The 20,642-nt window shown below is 41.2% G+C and carries 13 protein-coding genes; 11 read left to right on the top strand and 2 right to left on the bottom strand.

Going from position 1 to position 20,642, the window contains the following annotated elements; genetic code table 11:
- Positions 1 to 7: 7 nt before the first annotated feature.
- The gene (gene mntE / locus HT685_RS08800) at positions 8 to 1,192 is read right to left on the bottom strand and encodes a CDF family manganese efflux transporter MntE (RefSeq protein WP_173226782.1); all 1,185 of its coding nucleotides are present in this window, start codon (positions 1,190 to 1,192) and stop codon (positions 8 to 10) included.
- 303 nt (positions 1,193 to 1,495) lie between these two features.
- Here mntE and HT685_RS08795 point away from each other — a divergent pair, with 303 nt between their 5' ends.
- The 5 genes from HT685_RS08795 (at position 1,496) to yaaA (ending at position 7,363) form a co-directional block, all read left to right on the top strand.
- Positions 1,496 to 4,192, top strand: a complete 2,697-nt coding sequence (locus HT685_RS08795) for a cation-transporting P-type ATPase (protein WP_173226780.1) — start codon at positions 1,496 to 1,498, stop codon at positions 4,190 to 4,192.
- Positions 4,193 to 4,309: 117 nt separating this feature from the next.
- Positions 4,310 to 4,720, top strand: a complete 411-nt coding sequence (locus tag HT685_RS08790) for a peptide deformylase (RefSeq protein WP_173226779.1) — start codon at positions 4,310 to 4,312, stop codon at positions 4,718 to 4,720.
- Positions 4,721 to 4,731: 11 nt separating this feature from the next.
- Entirely contained in the window at positions 4,732 to 6,327 is a 1,596-nt protein-coding gene (locus tag HT685_RS08785; protein ID WP_173251765.1) for a hypothetical protein, read from the top strand.
- 64 nt (positions 6,328 to 6,391) lie between these two features.
- The gene (locus tag HT685_RS08780) at positions 6,392 to 6,556 is read left to right on the top strand and encodes a YczI family protein (protein ID WP_057487076.1); all 165 of its coding nucleotides are present in this window, start codon (positions 6,392 to 6,394) and stop codon (positions 6,554 to 6,556) included.
- A gap of 78 nt (positions 6,557 to 6,634) precedes the next feature.
- Complete coding sequence (gene yaaA, locus HT685_RS08775) at positions 6,635 to 7,363, top strand: peroxide stress protein YaaA (RefSeq protein ID WP_173226777.1); 729 nt, start codon at positions 6,635 to 6,637, stop codon at positions 7,361 to 7,363.
- A gap of 125 nt (positions 7,364 to 7,488) precedes the next feature.
- Here the strand turns inward: yaaA and HT685_RS08770 are convergent, their stop codons facing one another.
- Positions 7,489 to 8,037 carry an NADPH-dependent FMN reductase gene (locus HT685_RS08770; protein WP_173226775.1) on the bottom strand — a complete coding sequence of 183 codons (549 nt, stop codon included), beginning with the start codon at positions 8,035 to 8,037 and terminating at the stop codon, positions 7,489 to 7,491.
- Between the two features lie 421 nt (positions 8,038 to 8,458).
- On the opposite strand from HT685_RS08770, the gene HT685_RS08765 reads away from it, so the two are divergent.
- From HT685_RS08765 to HT685_RS08740, 6 genes are all read left to right on the top strand, one after another.
- Entirely contained in the window at positions 8,459 to 9,655 is a 1,197-nt protein-coding gene (locus HT685_RS08765; protein ID WP_173226773.1) for an MFS transporter, read from the top strand.
- Between the two features lie 291 nt (positions 9,656 to 9,946).
- Positions 9,947 to 10,435: a DUF5590 domain-containing protein gene (locus HT685_RS08760; RefSeq protein ID WP_049512551.1), complete on the top strand. Its 489-nt coding sequence runs from the start codon at positions 9,947 to 9,949 to the stop codon at positions 10,433 to 10,435.
- Positions 10,432 to 11,619, top strand: a complete 1,188-nt coding sequence (locus tag HT685_RS08755; RefSeq protein ID WP_173226771.1) for a pyridoxal phosphate-dependent aminotransferase — start codon at positions 10,432 to 10,434, stop codon at positions 11,617 to 11,619. The genes HT685_RS08760 and HT685_RS08755 overlap by 4 nt, the downstream gene beginning before the upstream one ends.
- Positions 11,612 to 11,977: a VOC family protein gene (locus tag HT685_RS08750; protein ID WP_173226769.1), complete on the top strand. Its 366-nt coding sequence runs from the start codon at positions 11,612 to 11,614 to the stop codon at positions 11,975 to 11,977. The genes HT685_RS08755 and HT685_RS08750 overlap by 8 nt, the downstream gene beginning before the upstream one ends.
- A gap of 15 nt (positions 11,978 to 11,992) precedes the next feature.
- On the top strand, positions 11,993 to 13,339 hold the full coding sequence (asnS, locus tag HT685_RS08745; protein ID WP_173226802.1) for an asparagine--tRNA ligase: 1,347 nt from the start codon (positions 11,993 to 11,995) through the stop codon (positions 13,337 to 13,339).
- Positions 13,340 to 13,936: 597 nt separating this feature from the next.
- Positions 13,937 to 20,642, top strand: a 6,706-nt coding sequence (locus HT685_RS08740; protein WP_173279013.1) for a YSIRK-type signal peptide-containing protein, incomplete at its 3' end; no start/stop codon positions are given.

Raw genomic sequence — 20,642 nt, 5'->3', positions numbered from 1 at the left:
GATGTCTCTATTCTTTTTTGGTTTCTTGATGAAAGATATTTTGCCAGGTTTCGTGGCGGCGCCAGATACTGGTATGGACGATACCATCTAACTCATAGCAGATGAGTTTGGTCTTTTGACTGATGGAAGTGATTTGGATGTCCTTGATAGCTGAATTCAAGTCTTTTTCTGCTTTATAGACCTCTTTATTCAACTGTTCTCCATCTTGACGAATATAGACAAAATCGTCAGCCAAGAGTTCTTCCAGTTGATTTCCCTGATCAATCAATTGTTCACGCATAAGCAATTTTTTATAGACATTGTCTAAAATTTCATCTTCAGGGATAGGTGCTGGCTCGATATGGACATCGGTATCAAAGACGCCAAAACGTTCCTCCAGCATAGACTCGACCTGATCCGCAATTTCATGGCTTTCAAAAACAGACAGGTCAGGGTTCATCTCTAGCGTAATATCCAGGTAGATGTTGCTACCGTAGGTGCGACCTCTTTGCGACTTAACCTTGCTGATTTTGGGAATTTCCATGATGGCCTTTTGATAATCCTCAAGCAAACGGTCGTCAAAACCATCTGAAAGACTAAAGGAAGACTCGATGAAGATATCATAGGCAGTCTTCAAGATAAAGAAAGTGATGATGATAGCAACCAGTTTATCCACAATGGGATAATTGAAACTGCTAGCTAGGATAGCAATAGTAGTACCAAGTGAAGTAACAGCGTCAGAAAGATTGTCCTTAGCAGCAGCCTTTAGCGCCTTGGAGTTGGATTTCTTACTGAGGCGAGTATTGTAGAGATAAACTAGAAACATAATCGCTGCAGAAATGATTCCTAGAGTTGCACCCAGAGGGTCAATGACTGTTTCTTCACGACTGAGAATCTTTTGAATGGTATCCCTTAGTACATCAAAGCCAACATAAAACATGATGATAGAAGTGACCAAGCTAGCCAAATCTTCAATCTTCCAGTGGCCAAAACGGTGGTCTCGGTCAGCAGGCTGGCGTGCCATCCGGATTCCAATCAAGAGGGCCACATTTCCAATGATGTCCGACACGTTGTTAAAACCATCAGCCACCAAACTGGATGAATGGAGGAGGTGCCCAGTTGCTAATTTGGCTGCAGACAAGATCAAATAGGTTGAAATGCTGATAATGGCCCCACGCTCAGCTAACTTGAGATTTGAGATAGATTGCTTCATTCAACTTCCTTTCTAGTCACATAGCATTCTACCATTATACTGGTTTTCAAGGGAAAATTCAAATAAGGCAGTTTTTACTCTTTGAAAACTTTTCAAAATTTGGTATAATAGTACTACTCAAGGGAGTAGCTGGCAGAAACCTGTGATAGTGTCGTCATTCCGAATTTTATACTGAAAAGTATGCTTTCCGGCACTATCTTAAACAGCGAGACTTGTTATGATTAACAGGTCTCTTTTTGTTTGTCGTGAAAAGATATGACAGAAAGAGAGTCTGTTTTGCACACAATGTCAAGGAGGAGACACATGTCAAAAGAACAAAAACGCCAAGCGTTTTACACTCAGAGTCCTGAAGAGGTCTTGAATGCTGTAGATGCGACCGAGAAAGGTTTGTCATCAAGTGAGGCGGAAAAGCGCCTTGCAGAATTTGGCCACAATGAACTCGAAGAAGGCGAGAAACGATCAATACTGGTCAAATTTATCGAGCAGTTTAAGGATTTGATGATTATCATTTTAGTTGCGGCAGCTATTTTGTCAGTCGTGACTTCTGGTGGGGAAGATATCGCAGATGCCATTATCATTCTAGCCGTGGTTATCATCAATGCTGCCTTTGGTGTTTACCAAGAAGGAAAAGCAGAAGAAGCTATCGAAGCCCTCAAATCCATGTCTAGTCCAGCAGCCCGTGTTCTTCGTGATGGGCACATGGCTGAGATTGACTCTAAAGAATTGGTTCCAGGAGATATTGTTGCTCTTGAAGCAGGTGATGTGGTACCAGCAGATTTACGTTTGCTAGAAGCTAACTCTCTTAAAATTGAAGAAGCAGCTCTTACAGGTGAGTCTGTGCCAGTCGAAAAAGACTTGACAGTTGAACTTGCTGCAGATGCTGGTATTGGTGACCGTGTCAACATGGCCTTCCAAAACTCTAACGTGACCTATGGTCGTGGGATGGGTATTGTTGTCAATACAGGGATGTATACTGAGGTTGGTCATATCGCGGGTATGCTTCAAGACGCTGATGAGACAGATACACCACTCAAACAAAACTTGAACAATCTTTCTAAGGTCTTGACCTATGCTATCTTGGTTATTGCCCTTGTTACTTTTGTAGTGGGTGTCTTCATTCAAGGGAAAAGTCCACTTGGTGAGTTGATGACCTCTGTTGCCCTTGCCGTTGCAGCTATCCCAGAAGGGCTTCCTGCTATCGTAACTATCGTTCTTGCCCTTGGTACTCAAGTTTTGGCTAAACGAAACTCTATCGTTCGTAAGTTGCCAGCTGTAGAAACTCTTGGTTCAACAGAAATCATCGCTTCTGACAAGACTGGTACGCTTACTATGAACAAGATGACCGTCGAAAAAGTCTTCTACGATGCGGTTCTACATGACTCAGCTGATGACATTGAACTAGGTCTTGAAATGCCCCTGCTTCGTTCAGTTGTCTTGGCAAATGATACTAAAATTGATGTAGAAGGAAACTTGATTGGTGACCCTACTGAAACAGCCTTCATCCAGTATGTCTTGGACAAGGGCTACGATGTCAAAGGTTTCTTAGAGAAATATCCTCGTGTGGCTGAGTTGCCATTTGATTCTGAACGTAAGCTCATGTCAACAGTTCATCCACTTGCAGATGGACGCTTCCTCGTAGCTGTTAAAGGTGCGCCAGACCAACTCTTGAAACGTTGTCTTCTTCGTGATAAGGCTGGGGATATTGCTCCGATTGATGAGAAGGTTACAAACCTCATTCACACAAACAACTCTGAAATGGCCCACCAAGCCTTGCGTGTCCTAGCAGGTGCCTATAAGATTATCGATAGCATTCCAGAAAATCTCACTTCTGAAGAGCTTGAAAATGATTTAATCTTTACTGGTTTGATTGGGATGATTGACCCTGAACGTCCTGAAGCTGCTGAGGCTGTTCGTGTGGCTAAGGAAGCGGGAATTCGTCCAATCATGATTACGGGTGACCATCAAGACACTGCAGAAGCTATTGCTAAACGTTTGGGAATTATTGACGCAAACGATACCGAAGACCACGTTTTAACTGGTGCTGAGCTCAACGAACTATCTGATGAAGACTTTGAAAAAGTAGTTGGTCAATACTCTGTTTATGCCCGTGTGTCTCCAGAACACAAGGTTCGTATCGTCAAGGCTTGGCAAAAACAAGGTAAAGTCGTTGCCATGACAGGTGACGGTGTCAATGATGCTCCGGCTTTGAAAACAGCAGACATCGGTATCGGTATGGGAATCACAGGTACAGAGGTTTCTAAAGGGGCTTCAGACATGATTCTTGCTGACGACAACTTTGCGACTATCATCGTCGCAGTGGAAGAAGGACGTAAGGTCTTCTCAAACATTCAAAAGACTATTCAGTACCTACTTTCTGCCAATACTGCTGAAGTACTAACTATCTTCCTATCAACCTTGTTTGGTTGGGATGTCTTGCAGCCAGTTCATCTCTTGTGGATCAACCTGGTAACCGATACCTTCCCAGCTATCGCTCTAGGTGTTGAACCTGCGGAGCCAGGTGTTATGACCCATAAACCACGTGGACGCAAGGCAAGCTTCTTCTCAGGTGGTGTTTTGAGTTCTATCATCTATCAAGGTGTACTCCAAGCAGCCCTTGTTATGAGTGTTTATGGCCTTGCCCTTGCTTATCCAGTACATGTGGGTGATAATCATGCCATTCATGCTGATGCCCTTACTATGGCATTTGCAACCCTTGGCTTGATTCAGCTCTTCCATGCCTACAATGTGAAATCTGTTTACCAATCCATCTTGACAGTTGGTCCATTCAAGTCTAAGACCTTCAACTGGTCCATCTTGGTATCCTTCATCCTTCTTATGGCAACAATCGTCGTAGAACCGCTTGAAGGAATCTTCCACGTAACCAAACTAGACTTGTCACAATGGGGAATCGTCATGGCTGGAAGCTTCTCAATGATTATCATCGTCGAAATTGTTAAGTTTATCCAACGTAAACTCGGCTTTGACAAGAATGCGATTTAAAAAGAAAAAGTCATCTTCGGATGGCTTTTTGCTACAGTTGAGGGAAAGGGCTTGCAGTTGCTGTCTTTTGTGCTATAATTGCTATAATATAGTAAAAAGCAAGAGGAGTGTGAGGAAGTGGAAAAGAAAATTGTAAAAGATATTTTGTTTTTATCTCAGGTATCTCAACCGGCAAGTCAGGATGATCTGTATCTTGCCAGAGATTTGCAGGATACACTCTTAGCAAATCGTGAGACCTGTGTCGGTCTGGCTGCCAATATGATTGGGGTGAAGAAGCGCGTGATTATCTTTAATCTGGGCTTGGTTCCTGTGGTCATGTTTAACCCAGTGCTCCTGTCCTTTGAAGGACCTTATGAGACAGAGGAAGGATGTTTGTCCTTGGCTGGGGTTCGACCGACGACCCGCTATGAAACCATAAGGGTTGCCTATCGTGACAGCAAGTGGCAGGAACAGACTATTACTTTAACAGGTTTCCCAGCACAGATCTGCCAGCATGAACTGGATCACTTGGAAGGACGAATCATTTAGGAGGAAAGCAAATGAAACGGATAATCTTTGAACTTATTTTTATCGCAACGACCTGGTATATCTTTTTACCGCCCCTTAACCTGACCAGCTGGGAATTTCTCTTCTTCCTCTGTGGGCATTTGTTAGTTGTGGCAATCTTATTTGGCTTTGGTAAGGGGATAAACCTTGTCAAAACGGTTCATGTGCGCCACGGCAAGGCGGAAGCTGCCTTAAATCTTGAGGGTTTCAAAATCAATCGGTTAGGGAAAGTTCTTTTAGCTTCGATTGGAGGAATTCTTCTCTTAGCAGGTTTGGTTTCTTTGGTGACTTCCAGCATGTTTCAGGCTAAAAATTATGCCAATGTAGTCACGGTTACGGAAAAAGACTTTACTGAATTTCCTAAGACTGACACCAGTAAGGTTCCTATCTTAGATAGAAGTACTGCTGAAAAAATTGGCGACCGCTACTTGGGTTCCCTAACGGATAAGGTGTCGCAGTACGTAGCGGCAGACACCTATACTCAATTGACGATTGATGGGAAACCTTATCGAGTTACACCATTAGAATACGCAGATCCTATCAAGTGGTTTAATAATCAAGCCAAGGGAATCGGCGAGTATATCAAGGTGGACATGGTAACCGGGAATGCAGACTTGGTAGACTTGAAGACACCAATCAAGTATTCAGATTCAGAGTATTTTAACCGCGATGTCAAACGTCACCTGCGCTTGAAGTACCCAACTAAAATCTTCAAGACTCCATCTTTCGAGGTAGACGATGAGGGCAACCCTTTCTATGTAGCAACGGTTTACCAAAAGCAATTTGGACTTGCAGTTCCTCGTCCCGTTTCAGTCATTATCTTGGATGCCACAAATGGAGACACCAAGGAATACAGCTTGGCAGATGTTCCAGAATGGGTGGATAGGGTCTATCCAGCTGAGGAAACTATTGAGCAAATTAACTACAACGGCAAGTACAAGGACGGCTTCTGGAATGCTATGATTTCCAAGAAAAACGTGACCCAGACTACCAAGGGCTATAATTACTTATCTATCGGCAATGACATCTATCTCTACACAGGTGTGACATCGGCCAATGCAGATGAGAGTAATCTTGGTTTCATCCTTGAAAATATGCGGACAGGGGAAATAACTAAGTACAGCTTGGCTTCTGCGACAGAAGAATCAGCCCGTGAATCAGCAGAAGGTGCTGTTCAGGAGAAATCCTACAAGGCAACCTTCCCAATCCTCATCAACCTCAATGACAAGCCTCTCTACATCATGGGCTTGAAGGACAATGCTGGCTTGGTCAAAGAGTATGCCCTGGTAGATGCAGTCGAGTACCAAAACGTTATCGTAGCTACGACAGTGGAAGAGCTGCTCAGCAAGTACGCCAATAAAAACGACCTTGAGATTGATAATGCAACAATAGAAAGCATCAAGGGTGTGGTAGCAGACCTCAAATCAGCTGTTATCAAGGGAGACACCGTCTACTTCTTTAAAGTTGACGGCAAGATTTACAAGGTCAAGGCTTCTGTATCTGATGACCTTCCTTATCTTGAAAATGGTAAAACCTTCGAAGGTCAAGTAGGAAAAGACAATTATCTCAAGACCTTTAAAGTACAGTAAAAAAGGTTTATTTAAGAAATATATGTTATAATAAAATAAATTAAGCCTAATGGAGGACAAAGAAATGGGTTTTTATTTGATGCTTGCTTCAATGCTACTCGGACTGCTTGCTTTGAAGATAGGTTTTTCTCAGTTCAAGGAGAACAAAGATAAATTCTTATCTATCTTAACAAGCTTAGCTGGGCTAGCCCTTGTTCTCGTGGCTGTCTGGTTAGGATGGCCAAAATAAATAGAGAAGCCTCGGTCAAACCGAGGTTTTTCAGATGAATTTCTTGGTTGTGGTTAAAAAATATGCTACACTATCAATATGAAAATTTTAATCCCAACAGCAAAAGAAATGAATGCAGATTTGCCAAGTATTGAAGCCACTCCTTTAAAACCAGAAAGTCAGGCTGTGCTTGATTCCTTGGCCCTCTATTCTGCTAGTCAATTGGAGAGTTTTTACAAGGTATCAGCTGAGAAGGCTGCGGAAGAATTTCAACATATCCAAACTTTGAAAAGGCAAACTGCTCAACACTACCCAGCCTTGAAACTTTTTGATGGGCTTATGTACCGTCACATCAAGAGAGACAAACTGACCGAGGCAGAACAAGCCTATCTTGAAAATCATGTCTTCATTACCTCGGCCTTGTACGGTGTTGTTCCAGCCTTGTCACCTATGGCACCTCACCGTTTGGACTTTTTGATGAAATTAAAAGTCGCTGGTAAGACTTTGAAGAGCCATTGGAAGGCAGCTTATGATGAAGCTCTGAAGAAGGAAGAAGTGATTTTCTCTCTCTTGTCATCAGAATTTGAGACTGTATTTTCTAAGGAAATTAGAGAAAAGATGGTGACCTTCAAATTTATGGAGGACAAGGGTGGTCAGCTGAAGATTCACTCAACCATTTCCAAGAAGGCGCGTGGTGCTTTCCTGACAACCTTGATAGAAAATCAAGTACAAACGGTGGAAGAAGCTCGTCGCTTAAGATTTGCAGGATTTAACTACCGAGAAGATTTGTCACAGCCACAGGAATTGGTTTTTGTTAAGGAAGTATAGAAATCAGATATTTTGTATTGGACAATATGTATCATCAGCTATTTTAGTTTATAAATGAGAAAAAAGCGAACAAGCTAGTCTTCTGAGTGTCAGAAAAGTAGTCTTGTTCGCTTTTATTATGTTAGTTACTTGATCGCATTAACCAAGTCTTGAGCTTGTTTTTTAAGTGAGTTTAGGACTGTTTCTTCAAGAACCAATTTTCCGTCTGCCCAAGCAGAGTCATTAACACGTGCAGCGGTGAAATCACCAACGACTTGTGTACGGATAAATGGCAAGAGGTCTTTGTAGATAGCGAAGAGTTGATCGTGACCTGCATTGGCTACAGATGATACTGTGACAAACTTGTCTTGAAGGGCAGAAGCGCCGCGTGTATCAGACAAGTCAAGGGCACGAGATAGCCAGTCAAGCAAGTTCTTCACTGTTCCAGGGATAGAGAAGTTGTAGACTGGAGAGAAAATCCAGATGGCATCAGCAGCGAGAACCGCTTCACGAGCAGCCGCTACAGCTGGATGAGTTGGAACTTCCAAATCTTGGCTGAAGAGAGGAAGGGCTGAATAATCAAGGTAGCTAACTTCCGCTTTACCAGCAAGTGCTTTCTCAGCTTCGAGGGCCATTTGGTGGTTGAAAGAACCTTGGCGTAGTGATCCGACGATAAATAATACTTTTTTAGACATGATGTGTCTCCTTTTTCTTAAATTTCCGAGAATTCTCTCGTTGTTATAAAATATATTACAACAAAACAAAAGGACTTGCAAGAAATTTGCTCAGAGTTTATTTGAAAATTATAAAATTGCTGAAATTCTAGTCATTTGTGATTGAAAAAGTAAGAACTGTTTCACTTAGGTTTCGGTTTACTTTGATCTTATAGAAGTATTCCTATATTCTCTTGTAATATGATGGCATAAGTGCTAAAATAAACAAGAAAACTAGCAATAGAAAGCGCAGAAGGGCTATTTTCCGGTATCATTTCATAAATTATTAAAGGAACAATAATGGCATTGAAGAATGCTTCTAAAAAGGGGTGGAGATCATGTAAGGAACAGATTAACAAGTGACGGACAAAAGAAATAATAATACACTTGTTAAGGAGAAAAGATGTTAATAAGAAATTATCGGAAAAATATTGGCCTGATGGCCGGAGTTGAGTTTTTTGCATTTTTAGGGATTACCAGTTTTTGGATTCTCTTTCTCAGTCAAAACGGAATGTCTCTTTGGCAGATTGGACTTCTGGAGAGTATCTTTCATGCGACCAGTCTTCTCTGTGAAATTCCATCTGGAATGTTGGCTGATCGTTATTCCTATAAGACCAACCTTTATTTAAGCCGAATAGCAGGGATTGTGTCTTCTATTCTTATGTTGGTTGGGCAGGGAAATTTTTGGATTTATGCACTAGCAATGGCGGTGAGTGCCTTGTCTTATAATTTTGATTCGGGAACAAGCGCAGCAATGGTCTATGACTCGGCTGTAGAGGCTGGACTAAAGGAGCGTTACTTATCTATTTCAAGTTTTATGTCAGGAGTAGCAGAAGGAACTCGGTCTTTGGGGACAGTGTTGGCGGGATTTTTTGTCCATGGTCAATTGCACCTGACCTACTATATCATGATTGCGACTTCTATCATAGTTCTTTTCCTGATTTGGATGCTGAAAGAACCTAGTGTCAAGCTAGAAAAAGCTGATAGTGTGACTATGAGACAGATTATTTGGACTGTTAAGGAAGAGTTGGAGCGAAATCCCATGCTGTTCAACTGGATGATTTTGTCTCAGATTGTCGGAGTACTCATGTGCATGTTTTATTTTTACTATCAAAATCAGTTACCAGATTTAAGTAGTTGGCAAATTTCAACAGTTATGCTACTTGGTAGTCTCTTGAATATCGTCGCAGTCTATCTAGCGAGTAAGATTGGAAAGAACTATGCTGCCTTGAAACTTTTCCCTGTCCTCGTCCTGCTGACTGGAGTTACCTACCTGCTGTCCTACTTTGGAACACCTCTAATCTATATTTTGGTCTATTTGATTAGTAATGCTCTATATGCTCTTTTTCAGCCTATTTTTGACAATGATTTGCAAGAGCGGCTCCCAAGTGAAGTAAGGGCAACCATGCTGAGTGTTTACTCTATGATGTTTAGCCTTAGTATGATTGTCTTCTTCCCACTGACAGGGTGGTTGATTGACCATTTAGGCTTTGTAGTAACATTTCTTTATCTAGGATTCTTTTTAGTCATGATTAGTCTTCTACTGGCTATCTTTTTAGGAAAATTGGCTAAAAGAATGGATGAAAAAATTATTTCCTAGATTAAAATAATTTCTGAAAACTTGAGTGCCAAGCTCAGGTTTTTTAATAGGTTGATTTTGGAGCTGTCTTTACTTTTCTTACTCGATTTTAACTAAGAAAAATCAGTTTGCTTTGAAGGAAGAAATAGAATTGGTTGCTTATACTCAATGAAAATCAAAGAGCAAACTAGGAAGCTAGCCGTAAGCTGTACTTGAGTACGGTAAGGCGACGCTGACGTGGTTTGAAGAGGTTTTCGAAGAGTATTCTTGCATTCACTTGTAATAAAGCTTAATAGATGGTAAAATAGACGAGTGAAAAAAAGACAAAACAAAGCAAAAAATAATCTACTGTGGCAGTATGGTCTAGGGATGACGATTTTGTTTGTGGTTATCAGTGCTTCCTTTCTGTATCTAGTGTTTCTGAGTATGAAACCTTATCAAACAGCTAAAAGTGAAGGAGAAAAATTAGCTCAGCAGTATGCAGGATTAGAGCAGGCTGATCAGGTTGACTTATACAATGGCTTGGAATCCTATTATAGCGTTCTTGGTCGTAATAAAAAACAAGAAGCACTTGCTGTCCTGATTGGAAAAGATGACCATAAGATTTACGTTTATCAGCTAAATCAAGGTGTTTCACAAGAAAAAGCGGAAGCCGTTTCTAAGGAAAAAGGAGCTGGCGAGATTGACAAAATTACCTTTGGCCGTTATCAAGACAAACCAATCTGGGAAGTCAAGTCAGGATCTGATTTTTATCTAGTAGATTTTGAAACAGGAGCATTGGTCAATAAGGAGGGCCTATGAAACTATCCAATCGTGTTTTAGAAATGGAAGAAAGTGTGACTCTGGCTAGTGATGCAAGAGCAAAGAAGTTAAAGGCTGAAGGAAAAGATGTACTTTTCTTAACTTTAGGTCAGCCCGATTTCCATACTCCCAAAAATATTCAAGATGCAGCTGTTGCAGCCATTCGAGATGGACGTGCTTCTTTCTATACGGTAGCTTCAGGTTTGCCTGAGTTAAAAGCAGCAGTCAATACCTATTTTGAGCGTTATTATGGTTATTCCGTAGCGGCCAACGAAATCACATTTGCTACCGGTGCTAAGTTCTCACTCTATACTTTCTTTATGGCTGTGGTCAATCCAGGTGATGAAGTCATCATCCCAACTCCATATTGGGTCAGCTATGGAGATCAGGTCAAGATGGCAGAAGGGATTCCAGTTTTTGTTCAAGCTAAGGAAGACAATCACTTTAAGGTGACCGTAGAGCAGTTGGAAGCAGCTCGCACAGACAAAACCAAGGTTTTGGTGCTAAATTCGCCATCTAATCCGACTGGTATGATTTACACTCGCGAGGAACTCTTGGCTATCGGAAATTGGGCAGTTGAGCATGACATTCTGATTTTAGCAGATGATATTTATGGTCGTTTGGTCTATAACGGGAATGAGTTCGTACCAATATCTAGTCTATCAGAAGCCATTCGCAAGCAAACCATTGTCATTAACGGTGTATCAAAAGCTTATGCCATGACAGGTTGGCGGGTAGGTTATGCAGTGGGTGATCCAGAAATCATTGCTGCTATGAGCAAATTGACAGGTCAAACAACTTCTAACCTAACTGCTGTTTCACAATATGCAACTATCGAAGCCCTAACTGGACCACAGGATTCTGTTGAAGTTATGCGTCAAGCATTTGAAGAACGTCTCAATACCATTTATCCGCTATTATGTGAGGTCCCTGGTTTTGAAGTAGTTAAGCCACAAGGAGCCTTCTATCTCTTTCCAAATGTTAAAAAAGCCATGGAGATGAAAGGCTATACGGATGTGACAGACTTTACAACAGCTATTCTTGAAGAAGTTGGTCTGGCCTTGATTACAGGAGCAGGATTTGGAGCACCAGAAAATGTCCGCCTCAGCTATGCGACAGACCTAGACACGCTTAAAGAAGCAGTTAAACGCTTGAAAGCATTTATGGGTAGTGAGAATGATTGATCATTTTGAAATTAAGGTAAAGGATTTACAAATTTCAGAAGGATTTTATAGGAGTTTTCTCGCTCCTTTGGGTTATAAATTAGCTTTTAAGACTAGTTCTCTAATCAGTTTTTATGCCCCAAATAGCCCTCATCCTGGTGGTGATTTTTGGCTGGCTCAGGGGACACAAGATCCTATTCACTTTGCTTTTTTAGCAGAAAATAAGGAAGAGGTTCAGGCTTGTTATGAGGCTGGCATAGAGGCAGGTGGGCGAGACAATGGGGCTCCTGGTTATCGCAGTGAGCATCCGATTTACTATGCTGCTTTTATGATTGACCCAGATGGGAACAATATAGAAGTGGTTTGCCATAAAGAATAAAAAAGAAAAGGAAAAATAATGACAAAACGTGTAACGATTATTGATGTAAAAGACTATGTTGGTCAAGAAGTGACGATTGGCGCTTGGGTTGCCAACAAATCAGGAAAAGGGAAAATCGCCTTCTTGCAATTACGTGATGGAACAGCCTTCTTTCAAGGTGTAGCCTTTAAACCAAACTTTGTAGAAAAATATGGTGAAGAAGTGGGACTTGAGAAGTTTGATGTCATCAAACGCTTGAGCCAAGAAACTTCTGTTTATGTGACAGGTATTGTCAAAGAGGACGAACGTTCTAAATTTGGTTATGAGTTGGACATTACAGACATCGAAGTGATCGGTGAATCTCAAGACTACCCAATCACACCAAAAGAACACGGAACAGACTTCTTGATGGACAACCGTCACTTGTGGCTACGCTCTCGTAAGCAAGTGGCTGTGATGCAAATCCGTAACGCTATTATCTATGCAACTTATGAGTTCTTTGACAAGAACGGTTTCATGAAGTTTGACAGCCCAATTCTTTCAGGAAATGCAGCAGAAGATTCAACAGAACTCTTTGAAACTGACTACTTCGGAACGCCAGCCTACTTGAGCCAATCAGGTCAACTTTACCTAGAAGCTGGTGCTATGGCACTTGGTCGTGTCTTTGACTTTGGTCCAGTATTCCGTGCTGAAAAATCAAAAACGCGCCGTCACTTGACTGAGTTCTGGATGATGGACGCAGAGTACTCATACTTGACACATGATGAGTCGCTTGACTTGCAAGAAGCTTATGTAAAAGCTCTTCTACAAGGTGTTCTTGACCGTGCGCCTCAAGCCTTGGAAACCTTGGAACGTGATACAGAACTCTTGAAACGCTACATTGCAGAGCCATTCAAACGTATCACTTACGATCAAGCTATTGACCTCTTGCAAGAGCATGAAAATGATGAAGACGCTGATTACGAGCATCTTGAGCATGGAGATGACTTTGGTTCACCACATGAAACTTGGATTTCAAACCACTTTGGTGTGCCAACATTTGTCATGAACTACCCAGCAGCCATCAAGGCCTTCTACATGAAACCAGTTCCTGGAAATCCAGAGCGCGTGCTTTGTGCAGACTTGCTTGCTCCAGAAGGTTACGGAGAAATCATCGGTGGTTCTATGCGTGAGGAAGACTACGATGCATTAGTTGCTAAGATGGATGAACTTGGCATGGATCGTACAGAGTATGAATTCTACCTTGACCTTCGTAAATACGGTACAGTTCCACACGGTGGATTTGGTATCGGTATCGAGCGTATGGTAACCTTTGCAGCAGGAACAAAACATATCCGTGAAGCTATCCCATTCCCACGTATGTTGCACCGTATCAAACCGTAAGAACAGGAAAACGCCCATGTGGCGTTTTTTTTCATAGAAATCTCTGGAAGCGAAAGGAAATATTATCAGCTTTTATAAAAGGAGTTAAGTTTCTACGGTATGATTATGGCAATGCATTTTTGTTAATAGATAGAAACAAGCTATAAAGAAAACGGAATGAGTTAGTCTGAATACAAAGTATTAAAAATTAGAAAATCGCATACTATTGGGTATTTAAAATCTTGATTATATGCGCTTTTCGTGAAAATATTTACTTCCTTTTCTTATAAAATTGAGTCTTTTACTAGACTCATACTAATAGTTGTTCAGAATGGAGTTTCGTATCCTAGTACATTTATGTTAGTGTTTAGAAACTTGTGCACGTTCTATTGTATCGAAGGCAACATTGGATTGAAACGATAAATATATGGAGATGAAACTTGAATTAATAATAGTCGTATGATACAATATTAAACGATATTGATAATTATTAGGCAACCCTTTTTAAAATGATAACCTCTTAATATTGCTAAAAAATTTAAGGGGGGGGGGGGCTTTTTGTTTGTCTGTATATTTCAATTCAATATTAAAAAACATGCATAAAGGAGGTTGAATCTCATGAAGAGAGGTCAACAAGATTTTAGAACGGAGAAGTACATTCGTTACGGTATTCGTAAGTACAGCTTTGGTGCAGCATCAGTGGCGATTGCGGCTGGTTTGATGTTTCTCGGAGCTGGCGCGGTATCAGCAACAGAAGTAGAAGGAGTTAATGAAACATCTTCAACAGCTACTCCAACATCGACCATAGGCGATGAGGGTGCTAATCAAGGTGCTAGCTCATCTAAACCCAATACTTATGGTGCAGAGCCAGTACTAACTAGGGACGGTGGTGAAGATACTGCCTCATCTCAACCTAGCGCTGAGAATACCGAAGCAGTGGCAACTAGCTCCTCTGCAGAAACAGTTGCAGATAAGGCTGGTCTTAAGGATATAGTCTCTGAGTTGGAATTACGTTTGTCCAAGATCAATCGTACTAAAGTTCCGGTATCTACTATTGCAAATGCAGAGAAGGTACTGGAAGAAGCGAAAAGAATCCTTGCCAAAGAAAATGCAAGTCAATTAGAAGTGAACAAAATCGCTAAAGCCAGTCGTTCACAAGCTTCAATCATTGCAAGTATGCCTAAAGTTCTTGGAGAAACACCAGCTGCAGTGGAAAATAAGGTAGAAGCAACACCAGCTACCCCAACAGCAACTGAAGCTGAAAAACGAGTTGAGGCAGCAAATGCAGAGTTGGCAACAGTGCAAGAAGACCTTGCTCGCTACTTACCGCAAGCAGAGAAGTTGGCTACAGATTCTGTAGTGATAGAAAGTGCAAAAGCAACTCTTCAACTGATTAAATCAAGCCTTGTGGATGCAAATATCACAATCCCTGAACTTGAAAAACGTGTGCAAGAAGCAAAACGTGTACGCAACAGCCTTGTAAACCTTGTAACAGGCTCAAACTCAGGTAGTCGTGACAGTCGCAATGGTCAAGAGATGAAAGAGGGAAGTCAGCTGCTAACAGCCAGTGACTATATCTCAACTCCAAATGGGGATGGGACTTACACAGCTAAAGCTAGCTCTCCAACAAAAGAGAATCATACTGGTGAGGATATCTATACATTTACTTCTACTGTAGCGACAAGGGGAGATGTTTCTACTGACCGAAGGAATGGGGATATTAGCACTTTAGAAACTGTGGTTTATTCTACTCAACGTGTAGGGGAAGAGAAAGATCCTGGTAACGCAGGTAATGGAGTCAATAATAAAGGACGTATGGATTATCCCTTAACCAAGGAACAAGCAGAAGACTTGGCAGTAGAGGCGGATTTTTGGAAAAATAAAAAACGTATAGACGGTTCGACGATTTCGGGTGGTAACAATTCAAAATATCAAGCTAACGGTGGATATGAGTATCTAGCTACCCACATTTATCACTATGTCTATGAGCAAGGTCAAGACCGCGTTTATATCAATAAAATTAAGGATCGTTTTGACCTAACAGATAAAGCTAAGGCAGATGGTTGGACTATCTCAAATGTTTCACCGACAAACTTACCTAAAGGGTTAAAATATAATGCCGCCACTGACACAATTGAAGGCAAGATTCTCGAAGGTAGTTCCAACGGGGTATATGATACACGAACCTATGTAACTTATACTAATACCAAAACCAAGGCAAGTGTACGTGCATTTTATCGGAACTTACGTGGGGGTTGGATTGGCTGGCAAGATACGACAGCTCCGATTATCGAAAGTAATAATAAAGTCTATAAGGGAACCGTCGGAGAAGCGATTGCACCTGTAGATATCCATTACAAAGATGAATCTGCTTCCCGTATAACCACTGAAAGAGCCAAGGTTTCCTATACTTTGGCTAATGGTACGGATACTCAAGTTCGTAATGAATATAATAATAATGCGACTTCTGGAATTTCAGGAAATATCTCAACAAATGGGGCAACGGTGGATACTGCCATTCCTGGTTTGACTTATAGACCAAACGCAGGGGCTACTCCTATTGCTGAAGATGGTAAAACTGTTGGCTATGATGGGAAGGGACTGATTTCTGGAACACCAACAAAGGCAGGGATTTACCATGTGACTGCCTACGCTAAAGATTACAACCTTACAGAACAAGCAAGTGGTTTTACTCAAAGTTGGAATTATGATACACAAGAAGGTCGTGGAGAATTGACCTTTGTCATCGCACCTAAGGTAACGGTAAAGAATATAAGCACTTATGACAGCACCGTACAGGTTGAGATTTCAAATGGGGCAACCTATGCAGAAATTACAACACCAGATGGTTCCAAGACTATTTTAAAAACCAATAAAGCAGGCAAGTGGGTTGTACAAGAGGGAACAACGAATACCGCGGTTTCTGTTGGGGCTGAAGTTGGAACGGTAGGGACTGAATTTTCTCTATCAGTAAAACCAGAAGCGACGGCAACAGCAGGGGTTTCTAAGATTTCTGCATATGCTAAAACTGAAGATGTAACGGCTAATCTCATGAGAACCAAGGTGGAGTTGAACTCTGCAACAAACGGTACGAAATATACAGCAACTCTCAATCCAACATCAGGTCGTTATGAATTAGCAGCCTCTGATGCAGAGGTGCGAACAGAGTCAAATGATGGCAATGGTAATTATACAATTACCAAACGAGAAGTTTCAGTCCGTGCCCAAACAGATGGCTCCATGAAGTTTGACTTGTACGAATATAAGAGAACATACAACAATGCGAACAAAGTGACGGCTGTTAATGATGTTACTCTAACTGAGACAGCTTATAGCAAGGATGACACAGCGAACACTGAGATAGGTAATGGTATGTACATTACTGTTACCTATGATAAAAATAGTAATGAATGGACAGCAAGTGATAAGTCTACAGTAACAGCAAATAAGACTGGTGATGACACATGGAAAATTGAAACTAGTTCGGGTTATACTGGCACTGTTAAGGGAGTTATGGCAGAAAACACTAGTACGTCTACTATCATCAACTCGAAACCAACTGCTACTTCGAATTCTTACGAGAGTACCTTGAATACAACTGTTAACCTAATCGACCGCCCTGCAGCTGCTACTGGTGCTAAGGTGAGTGTCAGCGATGCTGAAGATAATAAGTTGGCTGAAAGTAACGCAGAGGATGCATTCAAGGAAAGTCATAAAACAAAAGTAACAAGCATTACTGTTACAGATCCAGATGGCAACACCGTGTTTGCATCGACTACATCTGGAGACGCAGCCAACTATCCAGCTGAAACATCTCTTAAATTGACAAAAGTTGGTGTGTATCGTGTTACTGTCAATGCTGTAGATAGTAATACAAACTTGGTTGATGGAACAAATGTAGGGGATACGACTGCTGGTACTGATCACGGAGTGAACACTTCTACAGCGACTACAACCTACACCATTACTGTTAAAGCTGGTATTGAAGGAACGCCTGAAACTACTAGCGATATTCAAGGAGCAGTTCAAAAAGGAACTCCAAGCTTCAATTTTGATGACGCAGAGAAAACAAAGATTTCTTCTACTACAAATGGTACAAAAGTTTATAGCTTAGAATCAACAAATGCTACAGATAATACAGGAGCTACTGTAGGTACTTATGCAATTAATGCGGATACGGGTGAGGTAACCTTTACTCCTAATCCAACATTTGTTGGAACTCCAAATCCAGCTAAGGTGACTTTGACCTTGACAGTAGACGGAGTTGACCCATTAACATCTACGGCAGATTACACACCAACTGTTATTGGAGTGAAACCAGAAGGAACTAAGGTATCTTCAACAGATATTCAAGGGGAAATTCAAACAGGTAAACCAACCTTTACCCCAGGTTCTGCAGAAGTAAACGGAGCTAGAAAAACAGTCCCATTGAAGGCTGATAGCTATAAACTTCTTGATAATACAGGTACAGAAGTAGCGGATGGCGCAACAACTCCAGCTTATGCTGCGGCAGATAATGGTAATGTTAAAGCTGGTGATGAGATTGGAACTTTCGGTATTGACAAGTCAACAGGTCTTGTGACATTCACACCAACCAATAAAGCTTATGTTGGAGCGGTAAAAGCTGTCCAAGTAGTTGTTTCAGATAACAATGGTACGCAACCAGAAAATGATAAACGTGGTGAATACACACCAAACATTCTAGGTGTTACCCCAACTGCTAGCGAAGCTTCAACTACAGGTATTCAGGGAGCTGTTCAAAAATCTGAAGTTGTTCTTAACGCCAAAGATGAAAATGTAAACACCTTGAACTTTAGCAAAGGTAGTGAGATTGTAAATGGAACTGAAAAATCTGTTGATTTAAATGAAGCTACTTTGACTCTAGTAGGAGCTGATGGTGAAGGTAAAGTATCGGTAGCTGGTCAAGGAACATACTCTATCGTAAAAGAAGACGGTAAGTCTTATGTTCAATTCACCCCGGTAGCCACTTATACAGGAAATGTAACTCCAGTAACCGTGAAAATTGCTGATGCTAATGGAACTGAAGTAACAACAATCTATACTCCTAAGATTGTTGGAGTGAAACCAAGTGCAGAATCTTCTAAGACAACTGGAATTCAAGGCGAAACTCAAACTTCTGCTATTAAATTTGACGCAGCAGACACAGATGATACAACTGTAAACTTTGCAAAAGGAACTGCGATTATAAATAGTGAGTCTAAATCAGTCGAACTAGATAAAACATCTGTGAAGCTAGTAGGTGCAGAAAACGGAACTGTTAATGGTGACGGTAGTGTTACTGTAGCGAATCAGGGTACTTATAAGCTTGTTAAAGATGAAACTGGAGCCATTGCTGTTACCTTTACTCCGCTGGCTACATTTACTGGAGAAGCCCATGCTGTAACAGTAAGTATTACTGATGCTAATGGAACTGAAGCAACAACAACCTACACTCCAAGCGTCACGCCTGTTAAAGCTTCAGCTGAACCTGCAACGTCTACTGGAACTCAAGGTTCAACTCAAAGTGGTACGCCAATTTACACAGCTCCAGAAGCTGGTACGGGTGTTACCGTCACTCCAACTTATACTTTGGATAACGATTCAACTACTAAAACTGTAGATGGTGTTGGTACTTATACAATTGATACAACTGGTAAAGTAACCTTTGTTCCCGTAGCTAGCTATGTATCAAGTGATGCCAATAAGACAAGTGTAGGAGTAAAAGTTACTTATAGATTAGAGACTGCAGATCAATCGCAGGCGACAATCACCTCTGAAACAACCTATACTCCAACAGTAAATCCTGTAACCTCTGCAGGAAATGATGTTGCAACGACAAACATCCAAGGTCATACCCAAAAATCAACAGATGAAGGGAAAGCTCTGACTTATACTATTTCTGATACTAGTCATATCACAGCACGCACTTATGCATTGGAAGGTGCAGATAATGATGGTAAAGTAGTGGTAGAGAATGTTGGAACCTACACAGTAGACGATAAAGGTCAGGTAACCTTTGTACCAGTCCCATCTTATGTAGGAACGCCGGCGCCTGTGACAGTTGTTGAATCAGCGATTTTAACTTCTGATGATAAGACTACAGCAATTATCACAACTAAGTCAATGTACACCCCAACGGTAACAGATGTGACCCCAACAGGTGCTTCATCGGCTACTGAAGGAGCTCGTGGAACTGTTCAAACATCTCCTGTAGTATTTGATACGCCAGATCAGGATAATACAACAGTAAACTTTAATAAAGGTAATGAAGAAGTTGAGCTTGATAAATCTACTCTGACATTAGTTGATAAAACTGGTAAAGAAGTGAAAGAAGTTGTAGTTCCAGGAGAAGGAACATATGTACTTAAGGATGGAGTCGTTGAATTTACACCAGAAAAAGATTTCGTAGGGAAAACTTCTGGAGTAACAGTTCAAGTGAAAGACGTCAATGGCAAAGTAGTTTCTGAAACTTATACTCCAACTGTTCGCCCAGATACTAGATATGTAGTTATTGAAAAAGATGGCAAAGAAACAGATTTACTTCCACCTAAAGATGGAACTAAACCTTCGGAACAAATTCCAGGATACAATGTTGTTAGAACTGAAATTGATGAAAAAGGAAATACAAAACACATCTACGAAAAAGTAAGTACCTTCTTCAAAGACAAAGAAGGTAAGGAAATTCCAAACTATCCAAGTGAACCAGGCACAGTCGATAAGAAAGATATTCCAGAATACAGATTCGTAGAAACTAAGAAACTGTCAAATGGAGACACAGAACACATCTACGAAAAAGTAAGTACCTTCTTCAAAGATAAAGAAGGCAAAGAGATTCCAAACTATCCAAGTGAACCGGGAACAGTCGATAAGAAAGACATTCCAGGCTACCGCTTCGTAGAGACTAAGAAACTGTCAAATGGAGATACTGTTCATGTTTATGAAAAAGTAACACCACCAGCTCCAACACCTTCACCTGTTCCTCAACCAAATCCAAGTAAGCAAAATACAACTACTTGGACTGATGAGAATGGAAATCCATTGAAACCAACTGAGCCAGGTTCTAAAGAACCGGGAACAATTCCAGGTTACGAATATGTGAAGACTGTCACAGATTCAAATGGAAATATCAGACATATCTTCCGCAAAGTTGAGATGCCAACTCCAACACCGGTTGAACCGACTCAACCAGCACAACCGGTAGAGCCAGCAACTCCAGCAATACCTGAACAGCCAGCTAAACCTCAAATGCCAGCAACACCTAAATACGTTGATGGTAAAAAAGAATTGCCTAACACAGGTACAGAAGCTAACGCTAGCCTCGCAG

Origin of the sequence: Streptococcus sp. 5004, assembly GCF_013276755.1 — a bacterium.
In the GTDB taxonomy this organism is placed as follows: Bacteria; Bacillota; Bacilli; order Lactobacillales; family Streptococcaceae; genus Streptococcus.
Note: the sequence above shows the minus strand (reverse complement) of the source record. Positions and strands in the feature narration are given on the sequence as shown.

What these genes read in the sequence shown, in the direction of transcription:
- mntE (WP_173226782.1), bottom strand. Translation starts at nt 1,192, where the DNA reads ATGAAGCAATCTATCTCAAATCTCAAGTTAGCTGAGCGTGGGGCCATT.
- HT685_RS08795 (WP_173226780.1), top strand. Translation starts at nt 1,496, where the DNA reads ATGTCAAAAGAACAAAAACGCCAAGCGTTTTACACTCAGAGTCCTGAA.
- HT685_RS08785 (WP_173251765.1), top strand. Translation starts at nt 4,732, where the DNA reads ATGAAACGGATAATCTTTGAACTTATTTTTATCGCAACGACCTGGTAT.
- HT685_RS08780 (WP_057487076.1), top strand. Translation starts at nt 6,392, where the DNA reads ATGGGTTTTTATTTGATGCTTGCTTCAATGCTACTCGGACTGCTTGCT.
- yaaA (WP_173226777.1), top strand. Translation starts at nt 6,635, where the DNA reads ATGAAAATTTTAATCCCAACAGCAAAAGAAATGAATGCAGATTTGCCA.
- HT685_RS08770 (WP_173226775.1), bottom strand. Translation starts at nt 8,037, where the DNA reads ATGTCTAAAAAAGTATTATTTATCGTCGGATCACTACGCCAAGGTTCT.
- HT685_RS08765 (WP_173226773.1), top strand. Translation starts at nt 8,459, where the DNA reads ATGTTAATAAGAAATTATCGGAAAAATATTGGCCTGATGGCCGGAGTT.
- HT685_RS08755 (WP_173226771.1), top strand. Translation starts at nt 10,432, where the DNA reads ATGAAACTATCCAATCGTGTTTTAGAAATGGAAGAAAGTGTGACTCTG.
- HT685_RS08750 (WP_173226769.1), top strand. Translation starts at nt 11,612, where the DNA reads ATGATTGATCATTTTGAAATTAAGGTAAAGGATTTACAAATTTCAGAA.